This window comes from Jiangella alkaliphila, from assembly GCF_900105925.1.
GTDB classification, from domain to species: Bacteria; Actinomycetota; Actinomycetes; order Jiangellales; family Jiangellaceae; genus Jiangella; species Jiangella alkaliphila.
Genome location: NZ_LT629791.1, coordinates 4,539,222 through 4,555,642, shown reverse-complemented (window position 1 = coordinate 4,555,642; position 16,421 = coordinate 4,539,222). Strand labels below are relative to the sequence as shown.

Here is a 16,421-nt window from a genome sequence, read left to right as displayed (position 1 = left end):
ATCACCCGACTCCGCCCGCGCCCGCCGCTCCTCCCCCTTCCGCGGCGGCGCGGGCGGCCGACCGGCCGGCCCGCTGCTAAGTCGCGTTGAAGTACTTCGCCTCGGGGTGATGGACGACCAGCGCGTCGGTCGACTGCTCGGGGTGCAGCTGCAGCTCCTCGGAGAGGTCCACCCCGATCCGCTCGGGGCGTAGCAGCCGGACCAGCTTGACGCGGTCGGCGAGGTCCGGGCAGGCGGGGTAGCCGAACGAGTAGCGCGAGCCGCGGTACTCCTGCTTGAGGATGCCGCCCAGCTCCGGGTCGTCCTCGGCGCCGAAGCCCAGCTCGTCGCGGACCCGGGCGTGCCAGTACTCGGCCAGCCCTTCGGTCAGCTGCACCGACAGCCCGTGCAGCTCCAGGTAGTCGCGGTAGGCGTTGGCGGCGAACAGCTTCGCCGTCGCCTCCGCGACGCCGGAGCCCATCGTGACCAGCTGGAACGCGACCACGTCGATCTCGCCGGACTCGCGCGGCCGGAAGAAGTCGGCCAGACACAGCCGGCGGTCGCGGCGCTGCCGCGGGAACGAGAACCGCTCCAGCTCCTTGCGGTGGTCCTCGGGGTCGAGGACGACGAGGTCGCGGCCCTCGGAGACGGCCGGGAAGTAGCCGTAGACGACGGCCGCCTCGAGGATGCTCTCGGTGTGCAGGCGGTCCAGCCACATGCGCAGCCGCGGCCGGCCCTCGGTCTCGACCAGCTCCTCGTAGGACTGGCCGCCGCGGGCGCCCTTGAGCCCCCACTGGCCCATGAACGTGGCCCGCTCGTCGAGGTACGCCGCATAGTCGGCGAGGTGCAGGCCGCGCACCACCCGAGTGCCCCAGAACGGCGGCGCCGGCACGCTGTTGCCGGTGGCGACGTCGGAGCGGACGTCGTCGCCGGCGTCGGCCTGGTCGCGGCCGGCCGCGGAGGCGCGCGAGACCCGCCGCTTGCGCAGCGCCGGCAGCACGTCGGCGAGGTCCTTGTCCGGGTCGGTGCGGACGCTGGCGACCGCGTCCATCAGCCGCAGCCCCTCGAACGCGTCGCGGGCGTAGCGGACCTCGCCCGCGTACAGCTCGGCGAGGTCGTCCTCGACGAAGGCGCGGGTCAGCGCCGCGCCACCGAGGATGACCGGCCAGCGCGCCGACAGCCCGCGCTGGTTGATCTCCTCGAGGTTCTCCTTCATCACGACCGTGCTCTTCACCAGCAGGCCGGACATGCCGATGACGTCGGCGTCGTGCTCCTCGGCGGCGTCGAGGATCGCGCTGATCGGCTGCTTGATGCCGAGGTTCACGACGGAGTAGCCGTTGTTGGACAGGATGATGTCGACGAGGTTCTTGCCGATGTCGTGGACGTCGCCCTTGACCGTGGCCAGGACGATCGTGCCCTTGGTTCCGTCGTCGCCCTCGACCCGCTCCATGTGCGGCTCGAGGTGGGCGACGGCGGCCTTCATGACCTCGGCGCTCTGCAGGACGAACGGCAGCTGCATCTGCCCTCTGCCGAACAGCTCGCCGACGGTGCGCATGCCGTTCAGCAGCGTGTCGTTGACGATGGCGAGCGCCGGCTTCTGCTCCAGCGCCTCGTCGAGGTCGGCCTCCAGGCCCTTGCGCTCGCCGTCGACGATGCGCTGCTCCAGCCGCTCGAACAACGGCAGGCCGAGCAACGCGGCGGCACGGTCCTCCGTCGTCGACGTCACGCCCTCGAACAGCTCCAGGAACCGGGTGAGCGGGTCGTAGCCGGGCGTGCGGCGGTCGTAGACGAGGTCCAGCGCGACCTGGCGCTGCTCCTCCGGGATCCGCGACACCGGCAGGATGCGCGCGGAGTGGACGATGGCGGAGTCGAGGCCGGCGGCGACGCACTCGGCGAGGAAGACGGAGTTCAGGACGGCGCGCGCGGCCGGGTTGAGGCCGAACGAGACGTTCGAGACGCCGAGCGTCGTCTGCACCTGCGGGTAGCGGCGCTTGAGCTCGCGGATCGCCTCGATGGTCTCGATACCGTCGCGGCGGGTCTCCTCCTGGCCGGTCGCGATCGGGAAGGTCAGCGTGTCGACGACGATGTCACCGATGCGTATGCCCCACTCGCCGGTGAGCTGGCCGATCAGCCGCTCGGCGACGCGCAGCTTCCACTCCGCCGTCCGGGCCTGGCCCTCCTCGTCGATGGTGAGCGCGACGACGGCCGCGCCGTGCTCCTGGATGATCGGCATCACCGTGCGGATGCGCGAGCGGGGGCCGTCGCCGTCCTCGTAGTTGACGGAGTTGACGACGCTGCGCCCGCCCAGGCACTCGAGGCCGGCCTCGATGACGGCCGGCTCGGTGGAGTCGAGCACCAGCGGCAGCGTGCTGGCGGTGGCCAACCGGGCGGCCAGCTCGCGCATGTCCGCCGTCCCGTCGCGGCCGACGTAGTCGACGCACAGGTCGAGCAGGTGCGAACCGTCGCGGGTCTGGGCACGGGCGATCTCGACGCAGTCGTCGAGCCGGCCCTCGAGCATCGCCTCGCGGAACGCCTTGGAGCCGTTGGCGTTGGTGCGTTCGCCGATGGCCAGGTACGAGGTGTCCTGGCGGAACGGGACGTGCTGGTACAGGCTGGCGGCGCCGGGCTCGTCCTGCGGGCGGCGCGGGGTCAGCTCGCGGCCGCCGACCCGCTCGACCACCTGGCGCAGATGTTCAGGCGTCGTGCCGCAACAGCCGCCGACCAGCGCGAGGCCGTACTCGGCGGTGAACAGGTCGTGCGCGTCGGCCAGCTGCTGCGGCGTCAGCGGGTAGTGCGCGCCGTCGGACGTCAACTCTGGCAGACCGGCGTTGGGCATGCAGGCCAGGCCGGTGTGCGCGTACCGCGCGAGGTGGCGCAGGTGCTCGCTCATCTCGGCCGGCCCGGTGGCGCAGTTGAGGCCGATGTGGTCGACGCCGAGTGGGGCGAGCGCCGTCAGGGCGGCCCCGATCTCCGAGCCGAGCAGCATGGTGCCGGTGGTCTCGACGGTGACGTTGACCATCAGCGCGACGTCCTCGGCGCCGGCCGCCGTCATGGCCCGTCGCGCCCCGATGATCGCGGCCTTGGCCTGCAGCAGGTCCTGCGCGGTCTCGACGAGGACGGCGTCGACGCCGCCGGCCAGCATGCCCTCGACCTGGGTGCGGTAGGCGTCGCGGAGGGTGGCGAAGTCGACGTGCCCGAGCGACGGCAGCTTGGTGCCCGGCCCGACGCTGCCGAGGACCCAGCGCGGCCGGTCGCCGGTCGACCAGTCGTCGGCGACCTCGCGGGCCAGCCGGGCGCCGGCCTCGGCCAACTCGCGGATGCGCCCGGAGATGCCGTACTCCCCCAGGTTCGCCCAGTTGGCGCCGAAGGTGTTCGTCTCGACCGCGTCGACGCCGACCTGGAAATAGGCGTCGTGGATGTGCCGGACGACGTCGGGCCGGGTGACGTTGAGGATCTCGTTGCAGCCCTCGTGGCCCTCGAAGTCGTCGAGGGTCAGGTCGGCCGCCTGCAACATGGTTCCCATCGCGCCGTCGGCCACCACGACGCGCCGGGACATGGCTTCCCTCAGGCTCCCCCGCATCACGCCAGAGTAGAGCCGTCCCGCCTGTTCACAAGGAAACGTCCGCCATACGGACGAATCGTCTCTGATATTGGGATGGGCCTCGACGCGCCTTTCGCGCGCGAGAGCCGTAGGGTTGGTCGGGAGGACGACAGTGTTGTTGGCAGCCGGCCGCAAGGTCTGACGTCAGTCCCCGATGAAGAGGCGACCCTTCCAGGCAGGGAGACGAGCGCGATGGAGAACGACGGAGCGCGGCAACTACGCAATCCTGTCCTGATCGCCGCATTCGAGGGGTGGAACGACGCCGGAGAAGCCGCGACGGCTGGTATCGAGCACCTGGAGCGCGTCTGGAACGCCGGCGCCGTGGCCGCGCTCGACCCCGACGAGTACTACGACTTCCAGGTCAACCGCCCGCTGGTCAGCGTCGACGACGACGGCAAGCGCAGCATCGAGTGGCCCACCACCCGGCTGTCCGTGGTGAGCATCGAGGAGCACGGACGCGACATCGTGCTGCTGCGCGGCATCGAGCCGAACATGCGGTGGCGGGCGTTCTGCGCCGAGCTGCTGTCCGTCGCCACCGACCTCGGCTGCGAGCAGGTCGTTACGCTCGGCGCGCTGCTGGCCGACGTGCCGCACACCCGGCCGGTCCCCGTCACCGTCACCACCAGCGACCCCGACCAGGCCGAGACGCTCGGGCTCGAGCAGTCCCGCTACGAGGGCCCCACCGGCATCGTCGGCGTGTTCCAGGACGGCGCCACCCGCGCCGGCCTCGACGCCGTGTCGCTCTGGGCGGCCGTGCCCCACTACGTCGCCCAGTCCCCGTGCCCCAAGGCCACGCTGGTGCTGCTGCAGCGGGTCGAGGACCTCCTCGGCCTGCCGGTCCCGATGGGCGACCTCGCCGAACAGGCCGAGGCCTGGCAGCACGGCGTCGACGAGCTCGCCGAGGAAGACTCCGACGTCGCCGAGTACGTCCGCCGCCTCGAAGAGGCCCGCGACACCGTCGACCTCCCCGAGGCCTCCGGCGAGCACATCGCCCGCGAGTTCGAGCGCTACCTCCGCCGCCGCGACACCTGACCGGCGCGGTTTAGGGCAGGTCGCGGAGGAAGCGCGACGACGTCCCGGCCTGGTCGGCGTAGCCGCGGCCGCGGTAGAAGGCGTGCGCCTCGTGGCGGCGGTCGGAGCTGGTGACCTCCATGCGGGCGCAGCCGTGGTCGGCGGCGAACGACTCCGCCTCGGCCACCAGCTGCGAGCCCACGCCGCGCCCGCGGGCGCGATCGGCCACGACCAGGGCGACGATGCGGGCCCATGCGCCGTCGCGCTCGAAGAACGAGCTGATGTGCACCGCGACGACGCCGAGCACGTCGCCGCCGTCGTCGGCGACGTAGGCCGCACTCGCCGGGTCGCGGGTCCAGGCCCGCAGGCGGGCCGCCGTCGCCGCGCTGCCGTCTTGCGGGTAGCCGAGCTGGTCGAGCAGTTCCGCGACGGCCTCGGCGTCGGCGGCGCGGACCGGGCGGATCAGCACGGGCGAGTTCAGAGAGCGAGCCCGAGCAGGGCGTCGGCGGTGGCGGCGACCAGGGCCGGCGCGCCCGGGTCGGTGCCGGGCGTCGCCGCCCAGCGGTCGACGGCGGCCAGCGCACCGGGCGAGTCGAGGTCGTCGGCGAGGCGGTCGCGGACCTCGGCGAGTACCGGCTCGGCGGGTGCGCCGGCACCCGCCGCGAGCGCCGTCCGCCAGCGGGCCAGCCGCAGCGTCGCCTCCTCCAGCACCGCCGGCGACCATTCGCGGTCGGCGCGATAGTGGGTTGCCAGCAGCGCCAGCCGGACGGCGACCGGCTCGACGCCGTCGGCGCGCAGGCCGGAGACGAAGACCAGGTTGCCCAGCGATTTCGACATCTTCTCGCCGTCGAGGCCGACCATGCCGGCGTGCGCGTACAGCGACGCGAACGCGCCGGCGACGACGTGGGCGTGCGAGGCGGACATCTCGTGGTGCGGGAACACGAGGTCGCTGCCGCCGCCCTGGACGTCGAACGGGACGCCGAGGTACTCCATGGCGATGGCCGCGCACTCGACGTGCCAGCCGGGGCGGCCGGGGCCGAACGGGCTGTCCCACGACGGCTCCCCCGGCCGCGCCTTCAGCCACACCAGCGGGTCGAGCGGGTCCTTCTTGCCGGGCCGGTCGGGGTCGCCGCCGCGCTCGGCGAACAGGTCGCGCATCGCCGGCTCGGGCAGCCGCGACACCGAGCCGAACGCGGGGTCGGTGCGCACGGAGAAGTAGAGGTCGCCGTCCAGCTCGTACACCGACGGCTCCATGCGCTGGATCATGCGGGTGATCAGCGGGATCGCCTCGACGGCGCCGACGTACGACGACGGCGGCAGCACCCGCAGCCAGGCCATGTCCTCGGTGTACAGCCGGGTCTCGGCGTCGGCCAGCTCGCGCCAGTCCTGCCCCGTCTCGGTGGCCCGCTCCAGCAGCGGGTCGTCGACGTCGGTGATGTTCTGGACGTAGCGGACGTCGTGGCCGGCGTCGCGCCAGGCCCGGTTGAGCAGGTCGAACGCGACGTACGTGGCGGCGTGCCCCAGGTGGGTGGCGTCGTACGGCGTGATGCCGCAGACGTACATGGTGGCGACGTGTTCCGGCCGCACCGGCCGGGCCGACCCCGTCGCGGTGTCGTGGAGACTGACGGGCAGGCCACGGCCGGGAAGGGCGGGCACGTCGGGGGCAGACCAGGCTCGCATGATGCTGCTCAGCCTAATTCGTCAGAAGACCGGCCACGGAACCGGCATCCGTCCCTCGGGACTCGGCATGGTGCCGCGGGCCAGCAGCGCGTCGATGCGCGCCGCGGTGGCCACGACCTCCTCGCCGTCCAGCAGCTCCCCCAGCGTCGCGCCCAGTGGGCCGTCGACCAGAGCTCGCAGCCGCGACAGCTCGGACCGCTCGGCCGGCGTGAGCGGCGACCCGGCCCACCCCCACAGGACGGTGCGCAGCTTCGGGTCGACGTTGAAGCAGACGCCGTGGTCGACGCCGACGACGTCGGCGGCCGACGGGGCGACGAAGTGGTCGCCGGTCAGGACGTGCCCGCCCTTGCGGTCGGCGTTGTTGACGACGGCGTCGAAGACGGCCAGCCGGCGCAGCCCGGGGTCGTCGGCGTGCACGAGCAGGACGGGCGCGCCGTCGCCGTCGACCGCCTCGAGGATCGGCAGCCACCCCTCGGCCGCCGACGCCGCGGGGACGACGTCCACCCGGCCGGCCCCGAGCTCGCCCGAGCCCTGCTCCATCCACGCCTGGCACATGCCGGCGCCGAACGGCCCCTCGGCGCGCAGGACCGTCGGCGGCACCAGGTTCCAGCCCGCCGCGGCGGACACCTCGTAGGCGGCCGCCTCGCGCGCGGCCAGCGTGCCGTCGGGGAAGTCCCACAGCGGCTGCTCGCCGCTGACCGGCTTGTAGACGCATCGCACGGACGTGTCGCCGTGCGTGACGTGCCCGAGCAGGGTGAGGTTGGACGCGACGACGAGCCTGCCTTCGACGGTCAGCTCGCCCTCGCGCAGCAGGCTCAGCAGGTCCACGGGCTCAGTCCCGCCGCCGGTAGCCGTTCTGCCGGGGGCAGACGTGCCCGGCGGGGTCGAGCGGCAGGCTGCACAGCGGGCACGGCGGGCGTCCGGCGCCGACGACGGCCTGGGCGCGCTTGACGAACGCCCGGGCCGCGGGGCCGGACAGCCGCACGACCATGACGTCGCGGTCGGACTCGTCGGGGTCGTCGGGCGGCTCGGTGTCGTCGTCGGACGCGGCGTACGCGGCGACCACGACTTCCTCGTCGTCGGTGTCCCAGCGCAGCGTCATGGCGCCGACGCGGAACTCCTCGACGATCGGCTGCTCCAGCGGGTCGAGGTCGTCGAGCTCGGGCGGCGCGACGGCCGGCACGGTGGTCAGCCCGCCGGCCCGGCGCAGGATCTCGTCGAGCATGTCGTCGACCCGCTCGGCCAGCACCGACACCTGCTCCTTCTCGAGCAGCACGCTGATCAGTTTGGTGGCGTCGCGAGCCTGGAGGAAGAACGAACGCTCACCGGGACGCCCGACGGTTCCGGCGATGAAGCGTTGGGGCTGATCGAATCTGTACACCTGCGCGGCCACCCAGAAAGCCTATCTCGCGTCGCCCGCTCCCCCACCGACCACGGCGTCGCCGCGCGTGCTGCGGCGCCGCCGCCGCGCCGGCGCCGCGAGGAAGCCGAGGTCGCCGCCGGTGTCGTTGACGCGCAGCACGAACGGCCGCCGCTCGGTGAACGAGACGACGGACACCGAGCACGGGTCGACGACCAGCCGCTGGAAGTGGTCGAGGTGCAGGCCGAGCGCGTCGGCGAGGACCGCCTTGATGACGTCGGCGTGCGAGACGGCGAACCACACGGCACCCGGCCCGTGCTCGGCGGCCAGCTCAGTGTCGCGCGTGCGGACAGCGTCGACGGCGCGCTGCTGGACGGCGCGCAGCGACTCGCCGCCAGGGAACACGACGCCGGACGGGTGCTCCTGGACGACCTTCCACAGCTTCTCGCGGCGCAGTTCGGCCAGCGAGCGGCCGGTCCAGTCGCCGTAGTCGCACTCGCTGAGGCCGTCGTCGGTGACCACCTCGCGGCCGCCGGCGATCGCCGTCGCCGTCTGGACGCACCGCTCCAGCGGGCTGCTGACGACCACCGCGGGACGGACCGGCTCGAGCCGCTGGGCGAGCGCCGCGGCGCCGGCCCGGCCGGTGTCGTCGAGGCCGACGCCGGGCGTGCGGCCGGCCAGCACTCCCGCGACATTGGCGGTGGTCCGGCCGTGGCGTACCAGGACGACTGTGGGCATGCGGGAAGCCTACGAGGCGTACCGATAGAGTGAACATCTGGCCAGAAGGTCGCGCGCGTCCGCGAAATGGGCTATCAAGTCTTCAGACATATGTCTTCGTCGCCAGGACCGTTCGGCCCATCCGGGCCACGCGCTTCGGGGCACGGGAGGGGACACGACGCCGATGCGGTTCCTCAGACGTCGCCACGTGGCGGCCCTCGCCGCCACTGCGGGCCTCGCGCTGGCCGCCGTCGGAGGGCCCGCCGTCGCGGATCCCGCGACCACCCCGCCCGCCACCCAGCCGCCGGCCCATCCGCCGTCTGATGGCGCACCCGGGGAGGCACCGCCCGACGACCTCCCGCCGGGCACCGTCGCGCCCCCGCCGGTCGAGGCTCCGCCGGCGCCCGGCGACCCCGAGTCCGCGTACGCGCAGGGCCTCGAGGGCGCCCAGACTGTCGCCGTCGCCGAGGCGCAGCGGCTGCTCGCGCAGGTGATGGCCGACCTCACCTCGGCCCAGGAGGTGTTCGCCACCGCCTCCGCGGCCGCCGACGACGCCCGCGCCAACGACGTCCACGCCCAGCAGCAGCTGAAGATCGCCACCGAGTCGGTCGCCCGCACGCAGCGGGAGCTCGACGAGCTCGACGCCCGCTCCGAGGCCACCCGCAACACCATCGGCACCATCGCCCGCGAGGCCTACCAGGGCAACAACCTCGCCGCCATGGGCGTCGTCCTCGGCGCCGAGACGCCCGACGACCTCGCCTCGCGCTACATGGGCATGCGGACGCTGCTGCGCACGGCCGACGGCGCACTCGACGAGATGGCCAACACCCAGGCCGAGCTGGCCGACACCCACGCCCGGCTGGAGGGCCAGCGGCTGCGGCTGCAGACGGTGGCCGACCAGGCCGGCCTGTCGCTGGCCGCGCTCGAGACGGCCGAGGGTGCGGCGCTCGCGGCCCGCCAGGTGGTCGACAACACCCAGACGCTGGTCGAGGGGGCGGTGCAGGCCGCGGCCGACGCCCGGCTCGAGGACTACCAGCGGTACATGGAGCTGCTGCAGCAGTCCACCGAGGTCGGCGAGCTGCTGGCGCAGGCGAGCTACGGGCCCGGCTACGGCACCGGCACGTTCATCCGGCCGGCCACCGGCCCGACGACGTCCGACTACGGCCAGCGGCTGCACCCGATCCTCGGCTACGTGAAGATGCACACCGGCCTCGACTTCGGCCGCGGCGACGGCCGCATCTACGCCGCCGACGCCGGCACCGTCATCGAGGCGCGGTGGAACAACGCCTACGGCAACATGGTCATCCTCGACCACGGCCTGGTGAACGGCCAGCGGCTCACCACCATGTACGCCCACCAGTCCGACCTCATGGTTGTGCCGGGCCAGCGGGTCGAGAAGGGCCAGTACATCGGCAACATCGGTTCGACCGGCTACTCCACTGGGCCGCACCTGCACTTCGAGGTCCGCCTCGACGGCCAGCACACCGACCCGTGGCCGTGGGTGTCCAGCGCCCCGCTGCCCGGCGGCGCGTCCTAGCGACGCCGCAGGCCGGCGTCGGCGACAGCAACCCCCCACCGTCCCGTTGATCATGGAGAAGGTCGGCCCTGGAGCGCTTCTGAGGCCGACCTTCTCCATGATCAACAACGTCCCCGAGGGGCCGGCGCGTCCTAAGGGACGCCCCTAGCCGGCGTCGGCCAGGACGCGGTCGATCGTGCCCAGGCCGGCCGGCAGCCAGGTGGGCTTGCCGCCGGGAAGGCCCTGCTCCCCCGCCCGGCCGACGCTGATCAGCCCGAGCGCGGTGCGCAGGGACCACCCACGCGCCCGCCTGACCGTCGCGTCGTCGGCGCCGCCGTAGACGGCGAAGAACCGGGCCGACGCGCCGACCGGGAGCAGCGTCCAGGCCGCGGCCAGGTCCGTCGCGGGGTCGCCGGCGCACAGCTCGCCGAAGTCGATCACGCCGGCGAGGGTGCCGTCGGCAACGGTGACGTTCGCGGGGTGCAGGTCGCCGTGCAGCCAGGTGCGCGGGCCGGCCCAGGGCGGCGCCGACGCGGCGTCGTCCCAGACCTCGCGGACCGCGGGCAGCAGCGCCGACGGGACGAGTGACCGGAAGCCGTCCTCGACCCCAGCGGCGACCACTGCGAGGTCGACGCCGCGATCCGCATTGGCCGGCGCATCGTCGGGCGCGGGCCGGTGCAGTGCGCGCAGGAATCCGGCCAGCGTCTCGGCCGCGTGGTCGCCGCGGGTGATGACGGCGCGGTCGGCCGGCTCGCCGTCGACCCAGGTGGTGACGGCCCACGGCTTCGCGAAGCGCTCGGACGGCTCGGCCCAGCGCAGCGGCACCGGGACCGGCAGCGGCAGCCGCGGCGCCAGCTCGGGCACCCACCGGTACTCCTTGCGCAGCAGGTCCGGGGCTCGCTCGGTGCGCGGGACGCGCACGGCCAGGCCGTCGCCCAGCCGCCACAGCTCGTTGTCCCAGCCGGTGGCGGCCGGCCGCACGTGCTCGCCGGCGAGATCGGGGTGCTGCTCACGCAGCAGCGTCCGCATCAGCTGCTCGTCCATGCTCTACGCGCTCCAGGTGCCGGTGGCCAGCATCGCGAACGTGAACAGGCCGAGCGCGATGCGGTAGACGATGAACGGGGCGAACGACCGCTTCTCCAGCCACGACATCAGCCAGGCGATGACGCCGAAGCCGACGAAGAACGCGACCACCGTCGCCAGGATCGTCGGGCCGGCGCCGTAGACCGACCCCTCGTCCATCGCGCTCGGCCACTCGAAGATGCCCGAGCCGAGCACGGCCGGGATCGCCAGCAGGAACGCGAACCGGGCCGCCGCCTTGCGGTCCAGCCCGAGGAACAGGCCCATGCTGATGGACGCGCCGGACCGGGACACGCCGGGGATCAGCGCCATCGCCTGCGCGAACCCGATGAGGACGGCGTCCTTGTAGGTGAGGTCGGCGGCGGTGCGCTCCTTGCGGCCGACGCGGTCGGCGATGCCCAGGATGACGCCCAGCACGACGAGGGTCGTCGCGATGATCCAGAGCGAGCGGAAGTCGTCCTCGATGACGTCCCTCAGGACGTAGCCGAGCGCGCCGATCGGGATCGTCCCGATGATCACGAACCAACCCATCCTGGCGTCCTGCGGGTCGTACGTGGCGCGCCGGCGCCGCCCGGACGAGCTCGACACGAGCGAGCGGAACCACGCACTGATGATCCGCCCGATGTCGCGGGCGAAGTACAGGATGACCGCGGACTCGGTGCCGATCTGCGTGACGGCGGTGAAGGCCGCGCCCGGATCCTCCCAGCCGAACAGCTCCGGGTAGATCCGCAGGTGGGCGCTGGAGGAGATGGGCAGGAACTCGGTCAGTCCCTGCAGCACCCCGAGCACGACGGCGTGGAACCACTCCATGTGATGCGTTCGACTCCCCTACGACCCGGTCAGGATGCCAGTCCGGCGGCGTCCAGCGCCTCGGCGACGGTGCGCAGCGCCGCCACGCGGTCCTCCAGCGACCCGGCGTGGGCCGCGACGGACAACGTCGTCACGCCGGACTCCGCGTAGGCGTGCAGGCGGTCGCGGATGCGCTCGGGCGGGCCGATCAGCGCCGTCCGGTCGACGAACTCCAGCGGGACGGCGGCGGCGGCCTCGCGGTACTTGCGGTCCAGGAACAGGTCCTGGACGGCGCGCGCGGCGTCGCCGAAGCCCATGCGCACGGCGAGCGCGTTGTAGAAGTTCTGCTGCCGGCTGCCCATGCCGCCGAGGTACAGCGCCGAGTACGCCCGCACCGGCTCGGCGCACGCCTCGAGGTCGGCGCCGACGGACACCGGGACGGTCGGTACGACGTCGAAGCCGTCCATCGTCGCGCCGGCCTTCTCACGACCGGCCCGGATGAGGTCCAGCGACCCGGCCGCGTGCTCGGGCGCGTAGAAGATGCCCAGCCAGCCGTCGGCGATCTCGCCGGTCAGCTCGAGGTTCCGCGGGCCGATCGAGGCGAGGTACACCGGGATCGACGGCCGCGCCTGGTGCACCGTCAACTGCAGGGCCTTGCCGGGGCCGTCGGGCAGCGGCAGCCGCCAGTGCTCGCCCTCGTAGGCCAGCCGCTGCCGCGACAGCGCGAGCCGGACGATGTCGACGTACTCCCGCGTGCGGGCCAGCGGGTGGTCGAAGCGGACGCCGTGCCAGCCCTCGGAGACCTGCGGCCCGGAGACGCCGAGGCCGAGCCGGAACCGGCCGCCGGACAGGCTGTCGAGCGTGGCGGCGGTCATCGCCGTCGCGGCCGGGGTGCGCGCCGGGATCTGCATGACGGCGCTGCCGACGTCGACCCGCTCCGTCTGCGCCGCCACCCAGGCCAGCACCGTGGGTGCGTCGGATCCGTACGCCTCGGCCGCCCAGACCACCGCGTAGCCGAGCCGGTCGGCCTCTTTGGCCAGCGCCAGGTTGACGTGGTTGTCGCCGCCGCCCCAGTAGCCCAGGTTCAGCCCGAGCCGCATCCGTCACCTCCCGCGAGACACTCCGGGCGACTCTACCCGCCGGAGCGGCCCGCGCCCGCGCGGCACCCGGTAGCCTCACGGCGTGGAACAGCGACGACTCGGGGGAAGCGGGCTGCACGTCTCGCGGCTGGGACTCGGCACCATGACATGGGGCCGCGACACCGACCAGCACGACGCGCGTGAACAGCTCAAGGCGTTCGCCGACGCCGGCGGCACGCTGGTCGACACCGCGGCCTCGTACGGCGGCGGCGAGAGCGAGAAGCTCATCGGCGCACTGCTCGACAGCGCGGTGCCGCGGGCGAACGTGCTGGTCGCGACGAAGGCCGGTGGCAGGCGCCCGGCCGGCCCCGGCCGCGTCGACGTCTCGCGCAAGGGCCTGCTCGACCAGCTCGACGACTCCCTCGACCGCCTCGACCTCGACTACGTCGACCTCTGGCAGGTCGACGGGTGGAGCGACGCCGCGCCCATGGAGGAGACGCTGGGCGCGCTGGAGCACGCCGTCACGTCCGGCCGGGCCCGCTACGCCGGCGTCTCCAACTACGCCGGCTGGCAGACCGCCGCGGCCGCCGTGCACCAGCGCGCGGTCGCGGGTCCGCCGGCGCCGCTGGTGTCGACGCAGGTCGAGTACTCGCTGCTGGAACGCGGCGTCGAACGCGAGGTGCTGCCGGCGGCGGAGCGGTTCGGGCTCGGCGTGCTGGCGTGGTCGCCGCTGGGGCGGGGCGTGCTGACGGGCAAGTACCGCAGCGGCACCCCGGCCGACTCCCGCGCCGCCACGACCCACTTCGCGCCGTTCGTCGACAAGTACCTCGACGGCCGCTCCGCGAAGATCGTCGACGCCGTCTGCACCGCCGCCGACGGGCTCGACGCGCTGCCGCTGGAGGTCGCGCTGACGTGGGTGCGCGACCGCCCCGGCGTCGCCTCGGCGATCGTCGGCGCCCGCACGGCCGGCCAGCTGCGCGACGTCCTCGGCTCCGACGACCTCGAGCTGCCGGCCGAGATCCGCGCCGCGCTGGACGAGGTGTCCGCCGTCGAGTTCGGCTACCCGGAGACCCGCGCCTGAGCGCGCCGGGCCGCCGTGCCCGCGTCAGTCGTCCGTGTGGATGATCTCGTCGACGCGGTACACCAGCAGCTCCTCGTCGGCGACGCCGAACGGGTCGCTGGTGAGGGTCTGCTCGTCCGCCTCGCCCAGTGCCTGCACCCACACCGTCCCGCCGCGGGGCAGCAGCCCGGCCTCCTCCGCCCGCTCGTCCAGGCCGTCGACGCCGAAGGCGTGCAGCATCTGATAGAGCGCCCGGCCCGGGTGCGACACGTCCGCGACGGCCGACTCGCGCGGGTCCTGCGGGTACAGCTCGCCGTACGCCTCGCGCCCGGCGACGATCAGCCGCTCGCTGTCGTCGATCTCGTAGTCGCGGCGGACCAGCACGCCGACCACGCCCGGCTCGGAGTCGAGGTCCTCGTACTCGACGCTCGGCGGCTCCTCTGGGAACTCCCAGGGGGTGACCTCTTCGGTGGCGTCGTAGAGCAGGTCGTCGTACCGGTCGGCGGCGATGCGCAGCTTGTTGTAGGCGGCCTGGACCACCGGGTCCGATTCACCGGTGCGCGCCAGGCACGCGTTCAGGTGAGCTTCCAGGGCGTCGGTGAGGTCGTCGAGCGCGGCCTGCAGGCGCTCGGCGTCGTGCGGCGGCATGGTCACAGTCGACGACCGTACCCGGTCCGGCCGTGGCAAGATACGTAAATGGAATGGTCGGAGGCGAGAAGCCTCGATTCCCGAGTCTCCCCCGCCGCCGAGTACGAGTTCCGGCACATATCGCTCCCCCGCACCATCTCGCGCGGCGCCGCCCGCCGCCTGCTGACCGAGCAGGCCGAGCACGGCCACTGGGAGCTCGCCCGGCTGCGCCTGTACCCCGACGGCACGCGCAACATCGTGCTCCGCCGCAAGATCATGCGGGTACGCGCGACGCTCTGACCAGCCGGGTCAGAGCGTCGCGCGGTGGTGCCGTCAGGCTCGACGGGACCGCAACGCGATGGCCGCGCCGCCGAGGAGCAACATCCCGGCCGTGACGAGCGCCAGGGTCGTGCTGCCGGCTCCGGTGTCGGGCAGGTCGTCGCCGTAGCCGCCGGACTCGGTGCCGTTCTCGGCGCCGTCGTCGTCACCGGACTCGGTGCCGCCGCTCTCCGTGCCGCCGTCCTCAGCGCCGTCGTCGCCCGAGCCGTCGTCGACCACCGTGACGACCGTCTCGGCGCCGCCGGAGCCGGCGTTGTCGCCCTCGATCTGCAGCGTCGCGACGCCCAGCTCACCGGCCGGCGCGTCGTCGTCGATGCGGATCTCGACCGTCGCCTCGGAGACGCCGTCGTAGGCCACCAGGGTGGCGTTGGTGTGGCACTCCAGCCGCTGCGGTGTGACGAGCGCGCAGCCCTCGTCGGGCCGCTCGGTGCCGTCGACGATCTCCTGGCCGACGATGCCGACCACGGTGGCGCCCTCGGGCACCTCGAAGTCGACGTTGGCGCCGACGACGTCCTCGCCGCCGACGTTCGCGACATCGGTCCGGATCTCCAGGACCTCGCCCGGCGCGCCCTCGACCTCGGGCGTCGCGCTGACGTTCAGCCAGGCCTGCGCGGGCGGGCCGACGGAGATGTCGGTCTCGACGGTGTCCTCGCCGCCGTTGTCGCCGGCCACGTGCAGGACGGCGTTGCCGAGCAGGGTGTCGTAGACGTCGTCCGGCAGCTGCAGCAGGAACGTCGCTTCGGCCGTGTCGCCTGCCGCGAGGGTCGAGTTGGTGTGGCATTCGACCCGCTGCGGGGTGACGAGCGCGCAGCCCTCGTCGGGCCGCTCGGTGCCGTCGACGAACTCCTGGCCGACGGCGCCGGTGACGGTGACGCCGTCGGGCACCTCGAAGTCGACGGTGCCGCCCACCATGTCGGCGGTGCCGGTGTTGGTGGTCGTGGCGGTGAGCTCGACCTCGGCACCGGGCGGCGCGAGGATGCCGCTCTCGAAGGCGGCCTCGAGGACGACCTCACCCTCGGGCGCGGCCGAGGAGGTGATGGTGGTCTGGGCGCTGCCCTCGCCGCCGTTGTCGCCGGCGACCGTGACGGTGGCCGCGCCGAGCTCGCCGGTCGCGCCCTCGTCGATGGTCACGAGGAAGGCGGCGGCGCTGTCGGCACCCGCGGCCAGGGTGGCGTCGGTGTGGCACTCGACCCGCTGCGGGGTCACCAGCGCGCAGCCCTCGTCCGGCCGCTCGGTGCCGTCGACGAACTCCTGGCCGTCGAGGCCGGTGACGGTGACGCCGTCAGGCACCTCGAAGTCGACGGTGCCGCCGACGAGGTCGGCCGAGCCGGTGTTGACGACGCCCGTCTCGACCCGGAGCTCCTCGCCGGGGGCTCCGGTGACCGCCTCGGTGGCCGTCACCTCGAGCACGACGGGGTCGTCCTGCGCGGCCGCCGGCGCGGCCAGGGTGGTGAGAAGAAGTGTGGTGGCCCCGATCAGGCCCATTCCATAAGAGGCGCGGGCCGCGGCCCGCACGTGGAACTCATCGAAATTCCCCAAGGGGTGTCACGCATGCGTGCCCGCGGCGCTGACGCTATCCCACG

General features: G+C 73.4%; 15 protein-coding genes. 4 read left to right on the top strand and 11 right to left on the bottom strand.

What is annotated here, in order from left to right; all coding sequences use genetic code 11:
- Window positions 1-76: 76 nt before the first annotated feature.
- Entirely contained in the window at window positions 77-3,535 is a 3,459-nt protein-coding gene (gene metH / locus BLV05_RS20790) for a methionine synthase (protein ID WP_231948574.1), read from the bottom strand.
- Window positions 3,536-3,772: 237 nt separating this feature from the next.
- On the opposite strand from metH, the gene BLV05_RS20785 reads away from it, so the two are divergent.
- Entirely contained in the window at window positions 3,773-4,612 is an 840-nt protein-coding gene (locus tag BLV05_RS20785; protein ID WP_046768468.1) for a PAC2 family protein, read from the top strand.
- A 10-nt stretch (window positions 4,613-4,622) separates the two neighbouring features.
- On the opposite strand, the gene BLV05_RS20780 is transcribed toward BLV05_RS20785, so the two are convergent.
- From BLV05_RS20780 to BLV05_RS20760, 5 genes are read right to left on the bottom strand one after another with little or no spacing between them, the layout of a single operon-like run.
- Window positions 4,623-5,060, bottom strand: coding sequence for a GNAT family N-acetyltransferase (locus tag BLV05_RS20780; RefSeq protein ID WP_046768469.1), 438 nt, complete (start codon window positions 5,058-5,060; stop codon window positions 4,623-4,625).
- Between the two features lie 8 nt (window positions 5,061-5,068).
- Entirely contained in the window at window positions 5,069-6,271 is a 1,203-nt protein-coding gene (gene mshC / locus BLV05_RS20775; protein WP_083421352.1) for a cysteine--1-D-myo-inosityl 2-amino-2-deoxy-alpha-D-glucopyranoside ligase, read from the bottom strand.
- 21 nt (window positions 6,272-6,292) lie between these two features.
- Window positions 6,293-7,099: an SCO1664 family protein gene (locus tag BLV05_RS20770; RefSeq protein WP_046768470.1), complete on the bottom strand. Its 807-nt coding sequence runs from the start codon at window positions 7,097-7,099 to the stop codon at window positions 6,293-6,295.
- A gap of 4 nt (window positions 7,100-7,103) precedes the next feature.
- Window positions 7,104-7,664, bottom strand: a complete 561-nt coding sequence (locus BLV05_RS20765) for a DUF3090 family protein (protein WP_046768471.1) — start codon at window positions 7,662-7,664, stop codon at window positions 7,104-7,106.
- Between the two features lie 9 nt (window positions 7,665-7,673).
- Window positions 7,674-8,369, bottom strand: a complete 696-nt coding sequence (locus tag BLV05_RS20760; protein WP_046768472.1) for a histidine phosphatase family protein — start codon at window positions 8,367-8,369, stop codon at window positions 7,674-7,676.
- Window positions 8,370-8,556: 187 nt separating this feature from the next.
- On the opposite strand from BLV05_RS20760, the gene BLV05_RS20755 reads away from it, so the two are divergent.
- On the top strand, window positions 8,557-9,885 hold the full coding sequence (locus tag BLV05_RS20755) for a M23 family metallopeptidase (RefSeq protein WP_052762388.1): 1,329 nt from the start codon (window positions 8,557-8,559) through the stop codon (window positions 9,883-9,885).
- A 144-nt stretch (window positions 9,886-10,029) separates the two neighbouring features.
- On the opposite strand, the gene BLV05_RS20750 is transcribed toward BLV05_RS20755, so the two are convergent.
- From BLV05_RS20750 to BLV05_RS20740, 3 genes are read right to left on the bottom strand one after another with little or no spacing between them, the layout of a single operon-like run.
- The gene (locus tag BLV05_RS20750; RefSeq protein WP_046768473.1) at window positions 10,030-10,908 is read right to left on the bottom strand and encodes an aminoglycoside phosphotransferase family protein; all 879 of its coding nucleotides are present in this window, start codon (window positions 10,906-10,908) and stop codon (window positions 10,030-10,032) included.
- A gap of 3 nt (window positions 10,909-10,911) precedes the next feature.
- Window positions 10,912-11,754, bottom strand: a complete 843-nt coding sequence (locus BLV05_RS20745; RefSeq protein WP_046768474.1) for an undecaprenyl-diphosphate phosphatase — start codon at window positions 11,752-11,754, stop codon at window positions 10,912-10,914.
- Between the two features lie 29 nt (window positions 11,755-11,783).
- Window positions 11,784-12,833 carry an LLM class F420-dependent oxidoreductase gene (locus tag BLV05_RS20740; RefSeq protein WP_046768475.1) on the bottom strand — a complete coding sequence of 350 codons (1,050 nt, stop codon included), beginning with the start codon at window positions 12,831-12,833 and terminating at the stop codon, window positions 11,784-11,786.
- Window positions 12,834-12,915: 82 nt separating this feature from the next.
- On the opposite strand from BLV05_RS20740, the gene BLV05_RS20735 reads away from it, so the two are divergent.
- The gene (locus BLV05_RS20735; protein ID WP_046768476.1) at window positions 12,916-13,893 is read left to right on the top strand and encodes an aldo/keto reductase; all 978 of its coding nucleotides are present in this window, start codon (window positions 12,916-12,918) and stop codon (window positions 13,891-13,893) included.
- Window positions 13,894-13,917: 24 nt separating this feature from the next.
- On the opposite strand, the gene BLV05_RS20730 is transcribed toward BLV05_RS20735, so the two are convergent.
- Complete coding sequence (locus BLV05_RS20730; RefSeq protein WP_152690714.1) at window positions 13,918-14,526, bottom strand: hypothetical protein; 609 nt, start codon at window positions 14,524-14,526, stop codon at window positions 13,918-13,920.
- A gap of 42 nt (window positions 14,527-14,568) precedes the next feature.
- On the opposite strand from BLV05_RS20730, the gene BLV05_RS20725 reads away from it, so the two are divergent.
- Window positions 14,569-14,799, top strand: a complete 231-nt coding sequence (locus BLV05_RS20725) for a DUF5703 family protein (RefSeq protein ID WP_046768477.1) — start codon at window positions 14,569-14,571, stop codon at window positions 14,797-14,799.
- Between the two features lie 33 nt (window positions 14,800-14,832).
- Here BLV05_RS20725 and BLV05_RS20720 read toward each other — a convergent pair whose 3' ends face one another.
- Window positions 14,833-16,353 (bottom strand): LPXTG cell wall anchor domain-containing protein, encoded by a 1,521-nt coding sequence (locus BLV05_RS20720; RefSeq protein WP_152690715.1) that lies wholly within the window; start codon window positions 16,351-16,353, stop codon window positions 14,833-14,835.
- Window positions 16,354-16,421: the final 68 nt, after the last annotated feature.

Bases quoted from the DNA above. Each gene is read 5' to 3' on its own strand.
- metH (WP_231948574.1), bottom strand. From the start codon at position 3,535: ATGTCCCGGCGCGTCGTGGTGGCCGACGGCGCGATGGGAACCATGTTG.
- BLV05_RS20785 (WP_046768468.1), top strand. From the start codon at position 3,773: ATGGAGAACGACGGAGCGCGGCAACTACGCAATCCTGTCCTGATCGCC.
- mshC (WP_083421352.1), bottom strand. From the start codon at position 6,271: ATGCGAGCCTGGTCTGCCCCCGACGTGCCCGCCCTTCCCGGCCGTGGC.
- BLV05_RS20760 (WP_046768472.1), bottom strand. From the start codon at position 8,369: ATGCCCACAGTCGTCCTGGTACGCCACGGCCGGACCACCGCCAATGTC.
- BLV05_RS20750 (WP_046768473.1), bottom strand. From the start codon at position 10,908: ATGGACGAGCAGCTGATGCGGACGCTGCTGCGTGAGCAGCACCCCGAT.
- BLV05_RS20745 (WP_046768474.1), bottom strand. From the start codon at position 11,754: ATGGAGTGGTTCCACGCCGTCGTGCTCGGGGTGCTGCAGGGACTGACC.
- BLV05_RS20740 (WP_046768475.1), bottom strand. From the start codon at position 12,833: ATGCGGCTCGGGCTGAACCTGGGCTACTGGGGCGGCGGCGACAACCAC.
- BLV05_RS20725 (WP_046768477.1), top strand. From the start codon at position 14,569: ATGGAATGGTCGGAGGCGAGAAGCCTCGATTCCCGAGTCTCCCCCGCC.